At 69.9% G+C, this 18117-nt stretch carries 17 protein-coding genes; 14 read left to right on the plus strand and 3 right to left on the minus strand.

Annotation, left to right across the window (positions count from 1 at the left end):
• Nucleotides 1-6 precede the first annotated feature (6 nt).
• The 5 genes from H4W27_RS08380 to H4W27_RS08400 all read left to right on the plus strand — a co-directional run bounded on the left by H4W27_RS08380 (nt 7) and on the right by H4W27_RS08400 (nt 4646).
• Entirely contained in the window at nt 7-1320 is a 1314-nt protein-coding gene (locus H4W27_RS08380) for a DUF58 domain-containing protein (protein WP_192595525.1), read from the plus strand.
• 211 nt (nt 1321-1531) lie between these two features.
• Nucleotides 1532-2677, plus strand: a complete 1146-nt coding sequence (gene mnmA, locus H4W27_RS08385; protein ID WP_192595526.1) for a tRNA 2-thiouridine(34) synthase MnmA — start codon at nt 1532-1534, stop codon at nt 2675-2677.
• 112 nt (nt 2678-2789) lie between these two features.
• Nucleotides 2790-3188: a chorismate mutase gene (locus H4W27_RS08390; protein WP_192595527.1), complete on the plus strand. Its 399-nt coding sequence runs from the start codon at nt 2790-2792 to the stop codon at nt 3186-3188.
• A complete protein-coding gene (locus H4W27_RS08395; RefSeq protein WP_192595528.1) occupies nt 3185-4291 on the plus strand; it encodes a uroporphyrinogen decarboxylase/cobalamine-independent methonine synthase family protein in 1107 nt (368 codons plus the stop codon). The genes H4W27_RS08390 and H4W27_RS08395 overlap by 4 nt, the downstream gene beginning before the upstream one ends.
• Nucleotides 4292-4448: 157 nt before the next feature.
• Nucleotides 4449-4646 carry a VOC family protein gene (locus H4W27_RS08400; protein WP_192596625.1) on the plus strand — a complete coding sequence of 66 codons (198 nt, stop codon included), beginning with the start codon at nt 4449-4451 and terminating at the stop codon, nt 4644-4646.
• A 96-nt stretch (nt 4647-4742) separates the two neighbouring features.
• Here H4W27_RS08400 and H4W27_RS08405 read toward each other — a convergent pair whose 3' ends face one another.
• On the minus strand, nt 4743-5969 hold the full coding sequence (locus tag H4W27_RS08405; protein ID WP_225939059.1) for a cysteine desulfurase family protein: 1227 nt from the start codon (nt 5967-5969) through the stop codon (nt 4743-4745).
• Between the two features lie 43 nt (nt 5970-6012).
• Between H4W27_RS08405 and H4W27_RS08410 the strand changes: the two genes are divergently transcribed.
• From H4W27_RS08410 to rraA, 4 genes are read left to right on the plus strand one after another with little or no spacing between them, the layout of a single operon-like run.
• Entirely contained in the window at nt 6013-7074 is a 1062-nt protein-coding gene (locus H4W27_RS08410; protein ID WP_192595529.1) for a DnaJ domain-containing protein, read from the plus strand.
• Nucleotides 7075-7105: 31 nt separating this feature from the next.
• Nucleotides 7106-7579: a tRNA (cytidine(34)-2'-O)-methyltransferase gene (locus H4W27_RS08415; RefSeq protein WP_318782238.1), complete on the plus strand. Its 474-nt coding sequence runs from the start codon at nt 7106-7108 to the stop codon at nt 7577-7579.
• Nucleotides 7580-7637: 58 nt separating this feature from the next.
• Nucleotides 7638-9443 carry an anti-sigma factor domain-containing protein gene (locus H4W27_RS08420; protein WP_192595531.1) on the plus strand — a complete coding sequence of 602 codons (1806 nt, stop codon included), beginning with the start codon at nt 7638-7640 and terminating at the stop codon, nt 9441-9443.
• Between the two features lie 12 nt (nt 9444-9455).
• Nucleotides 9456-9959, plus strand: coding sequence for a ribonuclease E activity regulator RraA (rraA, locus tag H4W27_RS08425; RefSeq protein WP_225939060.1), 504 nt, complete (start codon nt 9456-9458; stop codon nt 9957-9959).
• Between the two features lie 71 nt (nt 9960-10030).
• Here rraA and H4W27_RS08430 read toward each other — a convergent pair whose 3' ends face one another.
• Together H4W27_RS08430 and H4W27_RS08435 are read right to left on the minus strand one after the other, a co-directional pair.
• Nucleotides 10031-10780, minus strand: coding sequence for a PIG-L deacetylase family protein (locus H4W27_RS08430; protein ID WP_225939389.1), 750 nt, complete (start codon nt 10778-10780; stop codon nt 10031-10033).
• A 43-nt stretch (nt 10781-10823) separates the two neighbouring features.
• A complete protein-coding gene (locus tag H4W27_RS08435) occupies nt 10824-12518 on the minus strand; it encodes a trypsin-like peptidase domain-containing protein (protein ID WP_225939061.1) in 1695 nt (564 codons plus the stop codon).
• Between the two features lie 211 nt (nt 12519-12729).
• On the opposite strand from H4W27_RS08435, the gene H4W27_RS08440 reads away from it, so the two are divergent.
• From H4W27_RS08440 to H4W27_RS08460, 5 genes are all read left to right on the plus strand, one after another.
• Complete coding sequence (locus H4W27_RS08440) at nt 12730-14247, plus strand: coiled-coil domain-containing protein (RefSeq protein WP_192595532.1); 1518 nt, start codon at nt 12730-12732, stop codon at nt 14245-14247.
• 125 nt (nt 14248-14372) lie between these two features.
• Complete coding sequence (locus H4W27_RS08445; protein WP_192595533.1) at nt 14373-15188, plus strand: PspA/IM30 family protein; 816 nt, start codon at nt 14373-14375, stop codon at nt 15186-15188.
• Between the two features lie 185 nt (nt 15189-15373).
• A complete protein-coding gene (gene pdxS, locus H4W27_RS08450; RefSeq protein ID WP_318782240.1) occupies nt 15374-16285 on the plus strand; it encodes a pyridoxal 5'-phosphate synthase lyase subunit PdxS in 912 nt (303 codons plus the stop codon).
• Complete coding sequence (gene pdxT, locus H4W27_RS08455) at nt 16282-16893, plus strand: pyridoxal 5'-phosphate synthase glutaminase subunit PdxT (RefSeq protein ID WP_318782242.1); 612 nt, start codon at nt 16282-16284, stop codon at nt 16891-16893. Before pdxS ends, pdxT begins: the two co-directional genes overlap by 4 nt.
• Nucleotides 16894-16973: 80 nt before the next feature.
• Entirely contained in the window at nt 16974-18116 is a 1143-nt protein-coding gene (locus H4W27_RS08460; RefSeq protein WP_192595534.1) for a variant leucine-rich repeat-containing protein, read from the plus strand.
• The last annotated feature ends 1 nt before the right edge of the window (nt 18117 follow it).

Genomic DNA, 18117 nt, shown 5'->3' on the forward strand with positions numbered 1-18117 from the left:
CACCACGTGGTTCTGACCCGACGGTTCCTCCTTGTGGCGCTGGGACTCGGCGCCGTCGTCGTCGTGCTGCCCGGCTGGGCCGCCCTGCTGGGGTGCCTCGCGCTGCTGGTGCTGCTCGCCGCCGCTGACATGGCACTGGCCGGCTCCCCGCGCCGCGTCCGCGTGGAGCGGCTGCCGACCTCCCCGGTCAGGCTGGGACAGCCGACGACGGCGACCACGGCGCTCCACCACCACGGCTCACGTCGGCTGCGCGGTCAGGTCAAGGACGGCTGGCAGCCCTCTGCCGGCGCGCGGCGACCGGTCACTGCCGTGGAGCTGCCCGGCGGCGCCGAGGTGACGCGTCGGATCGACACCGCGCTGCGCCCGTCCCGGCGCGGTGATCTGCACAGCGAACACATCAGCCTGCGCTCGATCGGTCCGATGGGGCTCGCCGGACGTCAGGTGGTGCACCGGGTCCGGCACAGCCTGCGCGTGCTTCCGCCGTTCCACTCCCGTCGGCACCTGCCCTCCAAGCTGCAGCGGCTGCGCGAGCTCGACGGTGCGACCGCGGTCCAGATCCGCGGCGCCGGGCACGAGTTCGACTCGCTGCGCGACTATGTCCGCGGCGATGATGTCCGCTCCATCGATTGGCGTGCCACGGCGCGTCGACAGTCCTCGCAGGGCCAGCATCTGGTGGTGCGCACCTGGCGGCCGGAGCGGGATCGACGTGTGATCCTGGCCCTGGACTCCTCGCGCACCTCGGCGGTGCGGATCGAGGACGAGCCGCGGCTGGACTCGGGGATGGAGGCGGCGCTGCTGCTCGGGGCGCTGGCCGCCGGAGCCGGTGACCGGGTGGACTTCTTCTCCTTCGACCGGGGCCTGAGCGGACAGGCGCGCTCCGGAATGCGTGGAGATCTGCTGCACCAGATGGCCGAGGCCATGTCGGAGGTCCAGCCTGAGCTGGTGGAGGCGGACTTCTCGCAGCTTCCCAGTCAGATCCGGGCCATCACCTCCCAGCGCAGCCTGCTGGTGGTGCTGACCTCGCTGGACTCGGGCTCCCTGGAGGAGGGCCTGCTGCCGGTGCTGCCCGCGCTGGCGGAGCGGCACCTGGTGGTGCTGGCCGCCGTGCGCGATCCGGAGCTGGACCGGCGGGCCCGGGCGCGGGAGAACACCAGCGAGGTCTACCGGGCCGCCGCCGCCGAGCGCTCGCTCATCGAGAAGGAGGCGCTGCGCCGCCAGCTGGGCTCGCTCGGCGTGGAGGTCGTGGAGGCGACTCCGCACCAGCTGCCGCCTCAGCTCGCCGACACCTATATCCGGCTCAAGGCCTCGGGCCGCCTGTAGCACCGGCGCTCCCCCGGGCGAGCAGCGGCCCCGGCGCTTGACCGGCGATTCACCTGCGCTCCCCGGGCAGGCGCCTCGACGCCGCCCTGACCCGCGGGAATGCGCCGACCCCCTTGCGTGCTGAATACTGGGCACCAGTTCGGTGCTGAATACTGGGCACCAGCTGCGGCGCACGCGCCGAGCGCATCATCCTCGAGCGGAAAGACATCCCATGAAGGTATTGGCAGCCATGTCCGGCGGAGTGGACTCCGCGGTCGCCGCGGCCCGCGCCGTGGACGCCGGCCACGAGGTCGTCGGCGTGCACCTGGCGCTGAGCCGCATGCCCGGCACCCTGCGCACCGGTTCGCGCGGCTGCTGCACGATCGAGGACTCCTCCGATGCGTGGCGCGCCTGCGAGAAGCTGGGCATCCCCTTCTATGTCTGGGACTTCTCCGAGCGCTTCAAAGCCGACGTGGTGGACGACTTCATCAACGAATACGCCGCCGGCCGGACCCCGAACCCCTGCATGCGCTGCAACGAGAAGATCAAGTTCGAGGCGCTGCTGGACAAGGCGATCGCGCTGGGCTTCGACGCCGTGGCCACCGGTCACTACGCCAAGGTCTTCCGCGACGCCGAGGGCAGCCCCGAGCTGCACCGCGCCGCCACCTGGACCAAGGACCAGTCCTATGTGCTCGGGGTGCTCACCACTGAGCAGCTCGAGCACTGCATGTTCCCGCTGGGCGAGACGCCCTCGAAGGACCTGGTCCGCGCCGAGGCCGCCGAGCGCGGACTCTCGGTGGCCAAGAAGCCGGACTCCCATGACATCTGCTTCATCCCGGACGGGGACACCCGCGGTTGGCTCGCCGAGCAGATCGAGCTGCGCAACGGGCCGATCCTCGATGCCGAAGGCGAGCAGATCGGCGAGCATGAGGGATCCGAGGCGTACACCGTGGGCCAGCGCCGCGGACTCAAGCTCGGCCGTCCCGCCCCGGACGGCAAGCCGCGATTCGTGCTGGAGATCAGGCCGAAGGAGAACACCGTCGTCGCCGGTCCCCGTGAGCTGCTCGAGATCGACCGGCTCAGCGGCATCCGGCTCTCCTGGGCCGGCACCCCCGTGTCCGAGGCGGCCACCGGTGAATGGTTCGACCTGGACCTGCAGATCCGCGCCCACGCCGATCCGGTGCCCGCCCGCGCCCGGGTCGAGGCGGAGGCCCCGGAGACCGAAGACGGCGCCCCCCGGCTGATGGTGGAGCTCGAGGAGGCCCTGCAGGGGGTCGCCCCGGGACAGACCGCCGTGATGTACCAGGGCACCCGTGTGCTCGGCCAGGCGACGATCGACACTGCACGCTCGAAGAACTACCACCCGGTCAGCAGCTGAGCCCACGGGCCGGCAGCGCTGGCCGAGTGCTGGACGGCAGTGCTGGACGGCGGTGCTGGACGGCGGTGCTGGACGAGTGCTGGGGAGCGGTGCCGCCCAGTAGGCTGGTCCCATGAGCACTGATCCCCGCGCCGGCGAGGCCGCAGCCTATGTGGAGTCCGGAATCCTCGAGGAGCTGGTGTCCATGCGCGCCAGCATCGACAACATCGACGCGACCCTGGTCTACCTGCTCGCCGAGCGCTTCAAGGCCACCCAGCGGGTGGGCGTGCTCAAGGCCAGGCACCAGCTCCCCGCGGCCGACCCCTCCCGGGAGAAGAACCAGATCGCCCGGCTGAAACGGCTGGCCGACGACGCCCAGCTGGACCCTGAGTTCGCGGAGAAGTTCCTGAACTTCATCATCGAAGAGGTCATCCGCCACCACGAGGCCATCTCCGCCTCGCGGGGCGCCACCACCGAAGAGGATGGCGCAGAGGTTGGCGCTGAGGCCACCGCGGAGACCGAGAACCGATGACCCTTCGCTCTGCCGCAGCCGGAGCCATGCCCGGCACAGACCTCATCCGCAGCGCCCAGCTCCAGGCCGCCGAGCTGCCGGCCCCCCACCTGCCGGGCCTGCCCGAGCTCCCCGGACGCGGGCTGCACTCAGACCTGCTCGCGCGCAGCCTGGCACAGCTCTCCGAGCTCTCCGCCGAGCTGACCTCCTACGGCTGGCGGCTCACCCAGCGGCCCGGCGCCGATGACCAGCGCATCCGCGGCTGGCTGCGCTCGGACGTGGACACCCTCGCGGATGTGCGCGGCCACCGCGCCGAGACCGGTGCAGATGCCCCCGACGACGACGGGTTCGCTCCTCCCCTGGTGCTCGAGCTGATGGGACCGATCAGTCTCATGGCGGGGCTCGCGCTGCCCTCTGGGGAGAAGGTGCTGACCGATCACGGGGCGCGCCGCGATCTGGCCGCCTCCCTGGCGAACGGAGCCGCAGAACATGTCGCCCACGTCCGGCGGGCCTGTGCGCCGTCGTCGTTGACTGTGATCATCACCGAACCGGAGTACTCCCGCGCCCGGAGGGGGAAGATCCCCACAGTCAGCGGCTACCGGACCATCCGCGCGCTCGGCCGGGACGAGACCAGGGCCCACATCGGACTGATGATCGAGACCCTGGAGGCCTCCGGCGTGGAGGAGATCCTGCTGGACCTCGGCGGTGCGGTGGAGCCTGAGCACCTTCAGGACTTCCGCGCGGGACGGAGCCCCGCGGTGCATGGCTTCGGGGTGGACCTGACCGTGATGGAGGCCGCCGGCTGGGAGCGCACCGCCGAGCTGGTCGAGTCGGGTGCCACGATCCTCGCCTCGGTGCTCACCGGCGCCGAGACCGCTGAGGCGGGCGGCGCAGGGCTGCCCCAGGTCAGCGAGCTGGCGCGCCGTGTGCAGCGTCCCTGGCATCGGCTGGGCATGCCGCTGGAAGGGCTGGAGAACTTCCTGCTGGTCGGCTCCGCGGACCGTCACCGCGGCGAACCGGCCCGGTCACAGGTCGCCTCGCTGCGCGAGCCGGCCGCGATGCATGTGATCACGCGGGTCCGGGACACCGCCGAGGCGCTGCGCGAGCAGATCCGCGACGCCTGAGCTGCGGCACCTGAGCTGCGGCGCCCGGCCCATCCGGTGGGCCCCCTCGCCCCTGCCCTTCCATCTGTTGGGCGCAATGCGGTGGAATAACCCCTGGCGCGCCCTCTATTCCGCCGCAGCGCGCCCAATGGATGAACGATTGCCGAGGGGACCCGCAATGGACCAACGATTGTCTCTGGTGACCCTGGCCGTGGCCGATCTGACCGGGGCGGCAGAGGTCACCGCGCCCCAGCACCGCGACTGGGGCGGCTACACCGGGTACTTCGCGGATCCTGAGGGGTTCCGCTGGGAGATCGCGTGGGCTCCCGGGGAGGTCAACGACATCGTGCTGCCGGAGCCGCACCGCGCCGACTGACGCACACTCGTCATCCCTGGGGCGCAGACGGACGGCTCAACCCGGTGAAGCCTGTCCGGAACGCCTGCTCTCGCCCCAGAGATGGGGAGATCGGGCTCAGCGGCGCCCGGCGGCCATCCCCGCGGTGCGCGCCTGCGCGATCACCGCGGGCAGCGCGTCCGCGAGCGCCTCGACCTCGCGCTCGGTGGTCGTCCAGCCCAGGGTGAAGCGCTGTGCCCCGCGGGCCTGCTCCTCGCTCAGCCCCATCGCCAGCAGCACGTGGGAGGGCCGCGGCACCCCGGCCGTGCAGGCAGATCCGGTGGCGGTGTCGAACCCGGCCATGTCCAGCATGAACAGGAGCGAGTCCCCCTCCGCCGCATCCACGGTGATGTGCAGGTTGTTGGGCAGCCGCAGCTGCGGATGCGTTCTGGGGTCCGGTCCGCGCAGGGTCACACCGTCAAGGTCGACGACGGCGGCCAGCAGCCGGTCTCGCAGCCGCGCCAGCCTGGCCGACTCCTCCACCTGGGAGGCCACCAGCTCCTCGGCCACGGCCGCGAAGGAGCAGATCCCCGCCACGTCCAGGGTGCCCGAGCGGATGTCGCGCTCCTGCCCGCCCCCATGCAGCACGGGTGTGAGCACCACGTCGCGGCGCACCAGCAGCGCGCCGACCCCCACCGGGGCTCCGATCTTGTGGCCGCTGATCGCCATGGTGGCGGCCCCGGACTCGCGGAAGCTCATCGGCTCCGTCCCGGCCGGGACGGAGCCGAGCGCCTGGACCGCATCCGTGTGCAGCGGCACGTGAAAGCGGGCGCAGAGCTCACCGATCTGCGCCACCGGCTGGATGGCGCCGGTCTCGTTGTTGGCCCACATCACGGTCACCAGAGCCACGCGCTCAGCGGACTCGGCGAGCATCGCCTCAAGCTGGACCAGGTCCACGATCCCCTCGCCGTCCACGGGGATGATGCCAAGCTCGGCCTCTTCGTGGGCCTCGAGCCACTCCGCCGTCTCCAGCACCGCGTGGTGCTCGATCCCGGGCAGCAGCACGAGGGTCCGTGCGGGGTCCTGCGCGCGACGCTGCCAGTACAGACCCTTGACCGCGAGGTTGTCCGCCTCGGTGCCGCCGGAGGTGAAGATGACCTCCGAGGAATGGGCCCCCACCGCGCGGGCCAGCTGCTCCCGCGCGGAGTCCACGGCCAGTCGGGCGCGCCGCCCGGAGCCGTGCAGAGAAGAGGGGTTCGAGAGCTGCGGCATGACCTCGGTGAGCACACGCATGGCGGTGGGCTTCACGGGTGTGGTGGCGGCGTGGTCGAAATAGGAGCTCAGGGCGGGGTCTGCAGTTGACATCGTGTCCACGATTCTACGCTTTTGGGGATATCGTGATTCCTCGATGAGCAGTCACCCCGCAGACCTCTATGGCGTCCTGGGCATCGGTCCCGAGGCCGACGCCCAGGCCGTCCGTGCGGCCTACCGCAGGCAGGCCCGCCGCGCCCACCCCGACGCCGGGGGCACCGCCGAGGAGTTCCACCAGGTGCAGTCCGCCTGGGAGGTGCTCGGCGACGCCGCGGCGCGAGCCGCCTATGACCGTGACCTGCGCCGTCCCGCGCGGGGAGCCGATTCCGCCGCCGAGGCCGAGGACGAGGCCCCCCGCTACGGCCGCGGCGCAGGATTCGCCAGCCCGGCCTTCAGGACGAACGCAGCCGGAAGCACCTCGTCCACACGTCGCGGGACGGGCGAGTCAGCGGCACGGCCCTCCGGAACCGCCCACCTCGCGCCGGTCTACATCCCGGACCTCTCCCGTCCGGAGCCGCTGTCGCTGCCGCTGACCAGTCAGCGCACCCACGGGGGGTTCGGCTCGCGGGGAATCTTCGGCGGCTCACGTGCCCTGCGCAGGGCCGAGCACACGGCGGTGCTTCTGGAGAAGCATGTCCTCGCCGACCTTCCCACCGCCCGCCTGTTCAACACGGTGGCCCTGGAGCCTGCCCGACGGGATCGTCGAGGCCAGGCTCGCACGCCCCGCGGAAGGGCGGCGGACCACGTGCTCGTCTGCGGGGACACGCTCGTGGTGGTCTCCTCCCTTGATGTCCACGCGGCGACCGTCTCCTGGGACGGGCGCCACCTCCACGCCGCTGGCCGCTCGGTGGCGGTCCCTGACCTGGCGGGCCAGTCGCGGGCCCTGCGCGCCGTTCTGGAGGCCGCGATGCGGGAGACCGGCCGCGAGACGAGCCTGAGCGTGGGCCAGCAGATCGTCCTGCACTCTCCCGACGGCAGCATGCAGAGCCCGGTCGTGGAGGCACGTGGAACCGCCTCAGGCACCGTGCGAGAACCACTCGCACCGGCCCGCGCCTTCCGCAGCATCCGCGAACAGCTCGCGGCCTCGCCCCAGGCCAATGTGATCGACCGGCATCTGCTGGCGGCGCTGCGCGACCAGCTGCAGCACCCGCTGGGATGAGCGCGCCTGCCGCGCCGATAGGATGGCCGACGTGAAGAACCCGATTCGCGTGCTGGTCGACCAGCCGGAGATCCCTGGCAACACCGGCAATCTGATCCGACTGGCGGCGGTCACCGGTGTGGAGCTGCATCTGGCGGAACCGCTGGGCTTCGACTTCGCCGATGCGAAGCTCCGCCGCGCCGGCCTGGATTACCATGACCTCGCCGTGATGACGGTGCACCCCAGCCTGGAGGCAGCCTACGCCGCGCTGGCCCCCGAGCGCGTCTTCGCCTTCACCGGTGACGGCGCGGTGTCCCACACCTCGGTCACCTACCGCGGGGGCGACGTGCTGCTCTTCGGCAGGGAGTCCACCGGCCTGGACGAGGACGTGAAGGCCGATCCTCGCGTCACCGAGCGGGTCAGGATCCCCATGCTGCCCTCACGCCGGTCCCTGAACCTCGCCAACTCGGTGTCCATCGCGATCTACGAGGCCTGGCGCCAGGACGGTTTCACCGGGTCGGTCTGAACGTCGCGAGGGTGTTGGTGGCGCTGGGATCCGCTCGGGATCGCTAGACTCACGAATCATGGACACCGCCTCTGATCACCCTGCATCGCCCCGCCCCGAGGACCGTCCGCAGGACGACCGCGAGCGCACTCCGAGGCACCCGGATCAGACCGGGGCACACTCCCCCGCGCCCGAGGACGAGGGCGCCGCGACAGCCCGCCCCGCCGGTGAGGAGACGTACCCGGAGGATCTCGCAGAGCCTGCCGGCGAGGACTTCGAGTCTGGAGCGGGCGAGTCCGGCGAGGGTGAGTCTGCTGAGCGTGACTTCGGCGAGCATGAGTTCGGTGAGGAGGAGTCCGGCGAGGATGAGTCTGCGGGGCCGCTCAGCGATCCGACGCTGAGCGAGCTGCTCGCGCGTTCGGCCCGGGGCGACCAGCCCTCCTTCGCCACCTTCTACGAGGCCACCTCCGATGTGGTCTACGGTCTGGCGCTGCTCATGCACGCTGACCCCGAGGGCGCACAGGACTCCACGCTGGCGGTCTATCACCAGCTGTGGGACCAGGCCGAGGAGCGCGCCCAGGACCTGCGCCTGCAGTCCCAGGCCTCCGAGCTGCTCACCGATGAGCACGCAGCCGATGAGCTGGATCCCGAGAACGCCTACCGGCCCACCGAGTATGAGCTGGTGCTGGAGTGGCTGGTCCCGCTGGCACATCAGATCATGGTGGAGCGCTTCCGCGAGGGCGCCGCCACACCCATCACCCTCTCTGCGGTGCCGAGGGAAGATGGCGGCGGTGTGGCCGGTCTGCCCGAAGAGATCATCGATGACATCGATCCGCTCTCCGACTCGCAGACTCAGGCCCTGGCGCTGAGCTACCTCGCCGGCGGCACACACCAGCAGGTCGCGGAGGCCGTGGGGGCAGCTGTTCCCGCCGTGAAGTCCCGGCTGCGCGACGGCATGACGCGGATGCATGCCCAGCGCACCACCCGCGAGGCCGAGCTCGACCCGATCCTGCGGGCCGCCGTGACGAAGAAGGACGTGGAGCGCTCCGGCGGGGTCAACCGGAACTTCACCGAGGACATCGGTGCCGACGTCGAGCACGGGCTGCTCGTGGAGCTCGCCGAGATCCACGCCCTGGACGCCATCGATGATCGCGAGCGGGCGCTGCTGGATGAAGCAGCCCTGATCGCCGACGACGCGACCTCACGCGCCTGGGACACGCGCGTGCTGGCGGCCCGGCGCACCCTGGCGGAGATCTTCACCGCTCATCCCGTGGTGCCGCCGAGCCACCTGCTCGATGAGGTCCTGCACAACCTCTCCGACCAGGAGGTCGGCATGGGAATGGTGGAGTCCATCTCCAGCCACACCGAAGAGGCGCCGAAGCGCGAGCCGATCATGAAGCGCTGGATGATCCTGACCGGCCTCGCCGTCGTCGTGCTGGCTGCGATCCTGCTGATCTGGGGCGCCATGGCGGGACAGGACATCGAATCGACTGCCGACGATGATCCTGAGGCTCGCGTGGTCGAAGGCATCGAACTCTCCCAGGGCGGCACCGCCCGGGCGGTCATCTCTGCGGCGGAGGACGTGGGCTATGTGGACTTCTCGGAGGTCGGCACGCTCGAGGGCGATGACACCTACCAGCTGTGGCTGATGCCGCATGAGGCGGGCCAGCCCAGCTCGCTGGGCAACTTCACCGCCGAGGAGCTGGAGGAGGAGGTGGTCACGCTGAGCAGCATCACCCCGCATCGCGCCCTGCAGATCACCGTGGAGGACATCCGAGGCGTCGAACGGCCCATGGGCGAGACCGTGGCCGAGATCGCGCTGCGCGAGAGGATCACCGACGGCCCGCAGTACGGCGGGTCCTCGGAGGACGAGGAAGAGAACTGACGAGGAGAACCGATGAGCCCAGAAGCCAGCGCGGGAGAATCCATGGACGCCGATTTCACCACCTGTGACCTCTACGACGCCGACGAGTCCCTGCAGTCGCTGTCCCTGCAGCTGCTGAACCTCGGCGGGCGGGTGCGCTTCACCGGCAGGATCCGCACCATCAGCTGCTATCGCGACAACGGACTGGTCAAGGAGCTGCTGAACTCGCCCGGTGAGGGCTCGGTGCTGGTGGTCGACGGCGCAGGCTCCGTGGACTCCGCGCTGATCGGAGATCTGATCGCGGCCTCCGCGATCGAGAACGGATGGGCCGGGGTGCTCATCCACGGTGCCGTGCGGGACCGGGCCGAGCTGGCCCGGATGGACCTCGGCGTGCGTGCCATGGGCTCGAACCCTCGGAAGTCCGTCAAGGACGGCCTGGGGCAGATCGACGTCCCGGTCCAGTTCGGCGGGGTCACCTTCGTCCCGGGAGCCACGCTGTGGTCCGACGAGGACGGCGTGCTGGTCACCGCCGCCTGAAGATGCGCGCTGCGGATGCCCGGCGGAAGGTACGTGCCTGAAGATCTCTGGCTGAGCTCGCCGACCTGGGGTCAGAACCCGCTGATCGTGTCCGGGGCGTTGACCGTGACCCAGTGGAACTCCTCGGCATAGCCGGCGCCGCCGTGGATCTGGCGCATCTGATCCAGCACGAACCCCTCCATGCGCTGCGCGTCCGGATGCTGGCTGAAGTGCTGCCGCAGCGCTGCCATCTTCAGCGATTCCTGCCCGGTCACGTCCAGACGCAGATTCACCTGCTGCTGGGGGGCGGTGGTGAGCAGCAGATGCCTGATCTTGAAGGCCTCGAGTCCCTCTGCCAGCAGCTCCGGATAGGCGAAGGGGTTCTCCACATAGGGATACGCGGCGCGCACCACGGCCTCCCCGCAGGCCAGGTGGTCCGGGTGGGACTTCTGCAGCCGGTCCCAGGCTCGCTCCGGGTGCGGCGAGATGACCACCTCGGGACGGACCTGGCGCATCACCCGCACGATCTTGCCGACGAGCTCGTCGGTCGGCTTCACGAAGCCGTCGCGCTCATCGAGCAGCAGCACGTCGCGGACTCCCAGCAGCGCGGAGGCCTCCCGCTGTTCCGCCTCGCGCAGCCTGGCCATGGCCTGCGAGTCGCGCCCAGGCTCGAAGCCCCCGGCATCGCCGGAGGTGAGCAGGCAGACCGTGACCTCGACTCCGGCGGCGGTCAGTGCCGCGATCGTGCCGGCGGCGCCGAAGTCGATGTCATCCGGGTGCGCCCCGAAGGCCAGCGCCCGGGTGATGCCATGCTGCCGGGCCAGTGCTGCGGGCGTCCGCAGTTCCGGGAGCGTCTGCAGCTCCGCGGGCGGGCCCGCGGGGGACTCAGATGCCGCCAAGGGTGACCTCGACCTCGTTCTGCTCGCCGTCGCGCTGGTAGGTCACGGTGACGCTCTCCCCCGCGGCGTATTCGCGGATCGTGGCGGTCAGCGCGATCGAGTCCTCGATCCGCCGATCATTGACCGCCGTGATGATGTCCCCTGCCTGCAGCCCGGCATCCTCCGCCGGCGACGCGTCCGGCACCTCATCGATGAGCGCACCGACCGTGAAGCCAGGCATAGTGGGCGCCAGACCCTGCTCAGACTGCTCCGACTGGTCGGTCGCGTCCTGGGAGCCGGCCGCTGCCACGGTCACGCCGAGCAGTCCGTGCGAGACCTCGCCATCGGCGATCAGCTCCTCGGCCACACGCTGGGCGTAGTCGATCGGCACGGCGAAGCCCACGCCGATGGAGCCGGCATCGGTCTCGGCCCCGCCGCCGGAGGAGGCGATCGCCACGTTGACCCCGATGACCCGTCCCTCGTCATCGACGAGCGCACCGCCGGAGTTGCCCCGGTTGATCGCGGCATCGGTCTGGATGACGTTCAGGTGGATCGACCCCTGGGTGGGGGATCCCTCCATGTCTGGGAAGTAGAACTCGAAGCCCTCCCCGTCCTCGGTCTCCTCGGGCACGTCCGGAGCATCGGCGGCCTCGTCCTCCACGGCGGAGGAGGCCACGGAGATCGTGCGGTTCAGCGTGGAGACGATGCCGTCGGTGACCGTGCCGGCAAGCCCGAGCGGTGCTCCGATCGCGATGGTCTGATTGCCGACGTTGAGGTCCCCGGAGGAGCCCAGCTCCGCGGGCTGGATGCCCTCGATGTCCTCCAGCTGCACCACCGCGAGGTCGCTGAGCGGATCCGTGCCGACGACCTCGGCATCGGAGACCGAACCGTCGCTCATTCGAACCTGGATCTCCGGGTTCGCGGCGGCACCGCCGAGGGTCACCACATGCGTGTTCGTCAGGACGTGCCCCTGGTCATCGAGGATGATCCCGGAGCCCGAGCCGCCCTGGCCGCCCTCGTTGACCGCCAGGGTGACCACCGAGGGCGAGGCCTTCGCCGCCGCCGCGGTGACCACAGTCGCGGACTCGGGGTTGTTGATCTCGATCCCCCCGCTCTGCGAGGTGCTGATGCCGTCCTCATCCCACAGAGCCGCTGAGCCTGCTCCGACTCCGCCGCCGAGCAGACCGGCCAGCACGACGGCGAGCGCGAGCCCGCCCACGCCGACGGTGCGCTTGGGACGCTCGGGCCGCTGCTCAGCGCCTGCGGGCTGACCGCCATAGCCGTAGGGACTGAAGGCAGGGTGCTGGCCGTACTGGGTCTGGTCGTAAGCCCCCTGGCCGTACTGGGCCTGACCGTACTGGTTCTGGTCGTATTGGTTCTGACCGTACTGATTCTGGTCATACTGGTTCTGACCGTAGGCGTCCTGCCCATGCTGGGCCTGGCCGTGGTGGCCCTCACCGTGCTGCTGCTGGCCGTAGAAGGCCTGGTCCTGCTGGTCCGGGGCGCCATGTGGCAGCGGCGGGCGCTGTGCCTGCTGATGCTCCTGGGCACCCGCCTCAGTCTGGCCGGCCGAGGACGCGGCGGGCCATCCCGCAGAGTAGCTCTCCACCGGGCTGCCCGGCACCGGTTCGATCCGTTCAGTGGCGCCCTCAGGAGGATCGGTGGGGTCGCGACGGGGACTGCTGTGCGGATCTGAGCTCATGGTGGAACCTATCTTTGCGATCTTGCGGTGCAATAGTGCGGAAGCCGGGACGTGGGGCACACTCCGGGACTGGCCTGTCTGCTATTGTCCGCGCTCATCCTGTACCGATGACGATAGCCTCCTGGATGCCTCCTGGACGATTCCAGGAGACGCAGATCGGCCTCCCGCCGGGTCGATGGACGGTGTCAGGGGGCGCTTATAGACTCAGGCCATGGTGCCCGACGCAGTACTCAATCCTCCCATCACTCTCGGCGCGATCTTCATCGCGCCTCTCCTGATCGGCGCGGTGATCCTCGGCCTGATCGGTCTGGGCGCCGTGTGGCTCTCCGGAGGCAAGAAGCAGAACCGCAGGTTCCTGGGCCCGGGCGGAGGACAGGGACTGCCGCAGGGACGCCAGGAGTCACGCCAGATCTCTGCGGAACAGGCTCGGCTGCAGCGGATGAGCCTGGAGGAGCTGCGCCGCGAGGCAGGGTCTCTGCTGATCGCCGCAGACAACGCCGTGAACTCCTCCGAACAGGAGATCCTCTTCGCCAGCGCCGCCTACGGCGACGAGCAGGTCGCTCCATTCCAGCGCGATGTCGAGCAGGCGCGGGAGCACCTGCAGGAATCGTTCCGGATGCAGCACCAGGTCGATCGTGAACCCCCGGAGTCCGAGGACGAGGCCCGCGAGCTGCTCCGCCAGGTGATCGCAAACTGCCAGCGGGTCAGCGAGACCCTGGAGTCCCACCGGCAGGACTTCGAATCGCTGCGCAGCCTCGAGCTGGATCCGCGTCCCGCGCTGGGACAGCTGCGCACCCGCATCGAGGAGCTCAGCCGGCGCCGCGCCGACGCGCAGAAGCGACTGCCCAACCTGCAGTCAACATACGACGACGGGGCACTCACCTCCTTCACAGAAGGCCTGGGCCACGCCGCGCACAGCCTGGAGGCGGCCACCGCTGCGGCTGACACCGCCGAGGCGGCGCTGGAGGCCGCAGAGCCCTCGGAGGCCGTGCTGGCCATCCACACCGGCGAGGAGTCCGCCGGGGAGGCAGGAAAGCACATCGACTCGCTCGAAGAGACCCAGCTGCGACTGCGCAGCGCCGAACAGAACCTGGGGATCGGCCTGGACCAGACGGAGCAGGACATCGCCCAGGCCCGCGCCACCATGGAGGCGGGCCAGTCCCGAGACCTCGCGGGTCCCATCGCCGCCGCCCAGGCCGCCGTCACCCAGGTGCGCCGAGCGCTGGACTCCACGGAGAAGATCAACCCGCTGGAGCTGCTGAACTCCCTGGAGGTGGCACACCGCGAACTCGACGAGCCCCTGAACGCGGTCCGGGACCAGCAAGCCCGGAACCGTCGCGCCCGCGAGGTCCTGCAGACCGAGATCCTCACCGCGCGGCACCAGGTGCAGTCCTCCCGGGACTACCTGCGGGCTCGCCGCAGCGGCGCGACCTCACGGACCCGGATGGCGGAGGCCGAGCGCAGCCTCGCCGAGGCAGAAGCGGTGGGCGAGGACCAGCCCGCCAAGGCGCTGGAGCTCGCCACCCAGGCGAAGACGCTGGCGGTCCAGGCGGCACAGATCGCCCGACAGGAGTCCGCCGAGGACGCGCTGAGCGGTGGCGGCGGCTACGGGGGCGGATTCGGAGGATTCGGCATGCCGGGCGGCTATGGACACCTCGGAGGCGGAGGCTACGGCCGCGGCTCCCTCGGCGGCCTGGGCGGGTTCGGCCGCCGTCGTCGGATGTTCTGACCCGCCAGCCAGACTTCCGCCACGAGAACTTCTGCGCCACTGTCATGGCCGTGACCAGGAGCCGTGACTAGTATCGACACCGTGAACGATTCATAGACACTGACGCCTGAGGAAAGGTGAGCACCGTGAGCAAGCAGTCCATTCTAGGTCGCATGTCCCAGTTGGTACGCGCGAACGTCAACGCCATGCTGGACCGCTCCGAGGACCCGGAGAAGATGCTCGACCAGATGGTCAGAGACTTCACGAACAACATCGCGGAGGCCGAGGAGGCCATCGCGCAGACCATCGGCAACCTGCGCATGATGGAGGACGACTACAGCGAGGACCTCGAGACCTCGCGCTCCTGGGGGCAGAAGGCCCTGGCCGCCTCCCGCAAGGCTGATGAGTTCCGCAATGACGGCAACGATGCGAACGCACAGAAGTTCGACAACCTGGCCAAGGTTGCCATCCAGCGCCAGATGGAGGCCGAGTCCTCCGCGGAGTCAGCTGAGCCCACCATCTCCTCGCAGCGCGAGATCGTGGATCGGCTCAAGACCGGTCTCGAGCAGATGAAGACCAAGCGGCAGCAGCTGGTCAGCAAGCGCGATGAACTGGTGGCCCGCTCCCGCGCGGCCCATGCCCAGTCCCAGGTCCACGAGGCCGTGCAGTCCATCGACGTGATGGACCCGACCTCAGAGGTGGGACGCTTCGAAGAGAAGATCCGCCGCGAGGAGGCACGGGTGCGCGGGCGCAACGAGCTCGCAGCATCCTCGCTGGACTCGCAGTTCGAGTCCCTGGAGGATCTCGGCGAGCAGGCCGAGGTTGATGCCCGGCTGGCGGCGCTGAAGAGCGGCAGCTCGTCTCAGGGCGCCCTTGGCGCCGGCAGCAGCGACAGCGCGGAGACCGGAGTCAGCGAGCGGGACTTCTCCCAGCTCGAGACCGAGGACCGCGACCGCGGCTGAACCGAGTATGACGCGTGGGTGAACCGCCCACAGAAGTGATGAAACAATGGGGAGTGGACGCGATGTTCACTCCCCATTGTCGTCATTGTCGTCATTGTCCTCGCGGCACCACCTTGCCCCCGCACGACCGTTTCATCAGCTGTCCCGCATGACTGCGGCAGCACCCGACCCTTCAGGAGATATCCGTGACCACTGAGGCCACCTCGCACGCCACTGATGCCACCGGCGCCACCGCCGTGAACACCGGGCTCGCCCAGATGCTCAAAGGCGGCGTGATCATGGACGTGGTCACGCCGGACCAGGCGCGCATCGCCGAAGAGGCCGGCGCCGTCGCCGTCATGGCCCTCGAGCGCGTGCCGGCTGACATCCGCGCCACCGGCGGCGTGGCCCGGATGTCAGATCCGGACCTGATCAGCGGCATCATCGAGACCGTCTCCATCCCAGTGATGGCCAAGGCCCGCATCGGCCACTTCGTCGAGGCGCAGATCCTGGAGCACCTCAAGGTCGACTACATCGACGAGTCGGAGGTCCTCTCCCCCGCCGACTACGTCCACCACATCGACAAGTCCAAGTTCAAGGTGCCCTTCGTCTGCGGCGCCACCAACCTGGGCGAGGCGCTGCGCCGGATCACCGAGGGCGCCTCCATGATCCGCTCCAAGGGTGAGGCCGGCACCGGCGACGTCTCTGAGGCCACGAAACACATTCGCACGATCAAGGCCGAGATCGCTCGCCTGACCTCCCTGTCCGAGGACGAGCTCTACCTCGCCGCCAAGGACCTCCAGGCGCCCTATGCGCTGGTCAAGCAGGTCGCCCGGGAGGGCCGCCTCCCCGTGGTGCTCTTCGTCGCGGGCGGCGTCGCCACGCCCGCCGATGCCGCGATGATGATGCAGATGGGTGCCGACGGCGTGTTCGTGGGCTCGGGCATCTTCAAGGCAGGCAACCCTGCGCAGCGGGCCGCCGCGATCGTCAAGGCGACCACCTACTACGACGACCCCGCCGTGGTCACAGAGGCATCCAAGGGCCTGGGCGAGGCCATGGTCGGGATCAACGTGGCAGATCTGCCTGCACCTCACCGCCTCGCCGAGCGCGGCTGGTGAGCACACCTCGCATCGGGGTCCTGGCGCTGCAGGGAGCCGTGGCAGAACACGCCCGGGCCCTGGAGTCCGCCGGCGCCGCAGTGTCCACGGTGCGCCGTCCCGCGGAGCTGGCGGGCCTCGACGGACTGGTCGTCCCCGGAGGCGAGTCGACCACCATGGCGCGGCTTGCGGCGCCCGTGCATCTGATGGAGGCGATCCGCGAGCGTCACGACGAGGGCATGGCCATGTTCGGCACCTGCGCCGGAATGATCCTGATGGCCGATGAGATCCTCGACGCGGAGGCCCTCACCGGCTTCGAGCGGATCGGCGGCCTGGACGTGGTGGTGCGCCGCAACGGCTACGGCAGTCAGCTGGACTCCTTCACCGGCCCGCTCACGGTGGCCGGGCTTCCGGGGACGGATCTGAGCCCCCTGCAGGCCGTGTTCATCCGTGCGCCCATCATTGAATCCATCGGTCCGCAGGTGGAGGTCATCGCTTCCTGGCAGGACCGGCCGGTGGCGGTGCGGCAGGGCCGGGTCCTGGCCGCGAGCTTTCATCCGGAGCTGACTCCGGATCACCGTCTGCACCAGCATTTCGTGCAGCTCGCGGCGGACCGGATCAGCAGCTGAACTGAAAACTGCGCCTGCGTCAGGCATGATGGCTCAGGGATGCTGAACTGAACCACGGGACCCTCGACACAGGAGAGACCATGACAGACGGACCACATCACGGGCAGAGTTCAACCGGGCCCGCAGCCCGCGCCGCGGATCCGAACACGCCTCAGGTCCAGCTGCACATGCTCGCCGGGGACCACCCCGAGCTGCGTCCGCTGATCGCTGAGAACCCGAACACCTACCCTGAGCTGCTGCAGTGGCTGGCCGGTCTCGGCGATCCAGCAGTGGATGCCGCGCTCGCCCGCCGTGCCGGCGCCGGAGGGTCCGCAGCAGCCGATGAGCAGAGCACCACGATGTTGCCGGCCGCTGGTCGAGGACCCACCCAGGGTGGGGGGACCGATGAGTTCTCGGCGGTGCAGGACCCGTCCACCGGCTACGACCAGGCCTCCGCCGAGGAACCAGTCCCCCAGCAGCCAGGGTACGAACAGGGCCATGCCGAGCCCCGCGGCGGCTACTACCCGGCCGCCCCCGGCGCTGGCGCTCCCTGGCAGGCCCCGCCGGCCGGCGGCGCCCATCCCGCCGGCTATCCGCCCAGCGGCTATCCTGCCGGCTCCTACCCTGCCGAGCGCGAAGAGGAGCCGCGGCGCCGCGGCGGCGGGACCTGTGCCATCATCTTTCTGATCCTTCTGGTGGCCGCGGCGGCAGTGGTCGCCGCGTACTTCCTCATCTTCGGCGGGGCCCTCAGCGGCGATGACGAAGAGACCGGACAGGACACGGTCTCCCAGGGGGAGGTCGAGGGAGATCAGCCAGCTCCGGAGGATGCCGAGGAACCCGGCGCCGAGGGTGAGGGCACCACCGAGGAGGAAGCAGACGAGGACTCCGAGGATGCCGTGCGGCCCGCACCCGAGGACGCCCAGGACATTCCCGCCTTCACCGCGCCCTCCGGCAACATCAACTGTGCGATCAACGAGGATGAGGTCGAGTGCAGCATCATCGACTACACCTTCGACACCCCGGAGGACTGCGACGGCCCGGCCCGGCTCTCTCTCGCCTCTGAGGAGCCGCAGCTGGGCTGTGGCGAGACGCCTGGCACGGACTCGGCCACCCTGCAGTACGGTCAGTCCGCGAGCAACGGACGCTTCGCCTGCGTCTCCTCCGAATCGGGCTTCGAGTGCTGGAACACCGAGACCGGCAACGGCTTCTTCATGGCCCGGCAGAGCTACCAGCTCCAAGACTGAG

It is taken from the genome of Nesterenkonia lutea (genome assembly GCF_014873955.1).
Taxonomy (GTDB): domain Bacteria; phylum Actinomycetota; class Actinomycetes; order Actinomycetales; family Micrococcaceae; genus Nesterenkonia; species Nesterenkonia lutea.

Bases quoted from the DNA above. Each gene is read 5' to 3' on its own strand.
- mnmA (WP_192595526.1), top strand. From the start codon at position 1,532: ATGAAGGTATTGGCAGCCATGTCCGGCGGAGTGGACTCCGCGGTCGCC.
- H4W27_RS08390 (WP_192595527.1), top strand. From the start codon at position 2,790: ATGAGCACTGATCCCCGCGCCGGCGAGGCCGCAGCCTATGTGGAGTCC.
- H4W27_RS08395 (WP_192595528.1), top strand. From the start codon at position 3,185: ATGACCCTTCGCTCTGCCGCAGCCGGAGCCATGCCCGGCACAGACCTC.
- H4W27_RS08400 (WP_192596625.1), top strand. From the start codon at position 4,449: ATGGACCAACGATTGTCTCTGGTGACCCTGGCCGTGGCCGATCTGACC.
- H4W27_RS08405 (WP_225939059.1), bottom strand. From the start codon at position 5,969: ATGTCAACTGCAGACCCCGCCCTGAGCTCCTATTTCGACCACGCCGCC.
- H4W27_RS08410 (WP_192595529.1), top strand. From the start codon at position 6,013: ATGAGCAGTCACCCCGCAGACCTCTATGGCGTCCTGGGCATCGGTCCC.
- H4W27_RS08420 (WP_192595531.1), top strand. From the start codon at position 7,638: ATGGACACCGCCTCTGATCACCCTGCATCGCCCCGCCCCGAGGACCGT.
- rraA (WP_225939060.1), top strand. From the start codon at position 9,456: ATGAGCCCAGAAGCCAGCGCGGGAGAATCCATGGACGCCGATTTCACC.
- H4W27_RS08435 (WP_225939061.1), bottom strand. From the start codon at position 12,518: ATGAGCTCAGATCCGCACAGCAGTCCCCGTCGCGACCCCACCGATCCT.
- H4W27_RS08440 (WP_192595532.1), top strand. From the start codon at position 12,730: ATGGTGCCCGACGCAGTACTCAATCCTCCCATCACTCTCGGCGCGATC.
- H4W27_RS08460 (WP_192595534.1), top strand. From the start codon at position 16,974: ATGACAGACGGACCACATCACGGGCAGAGTTCAACCGGGCCCGCAGCC.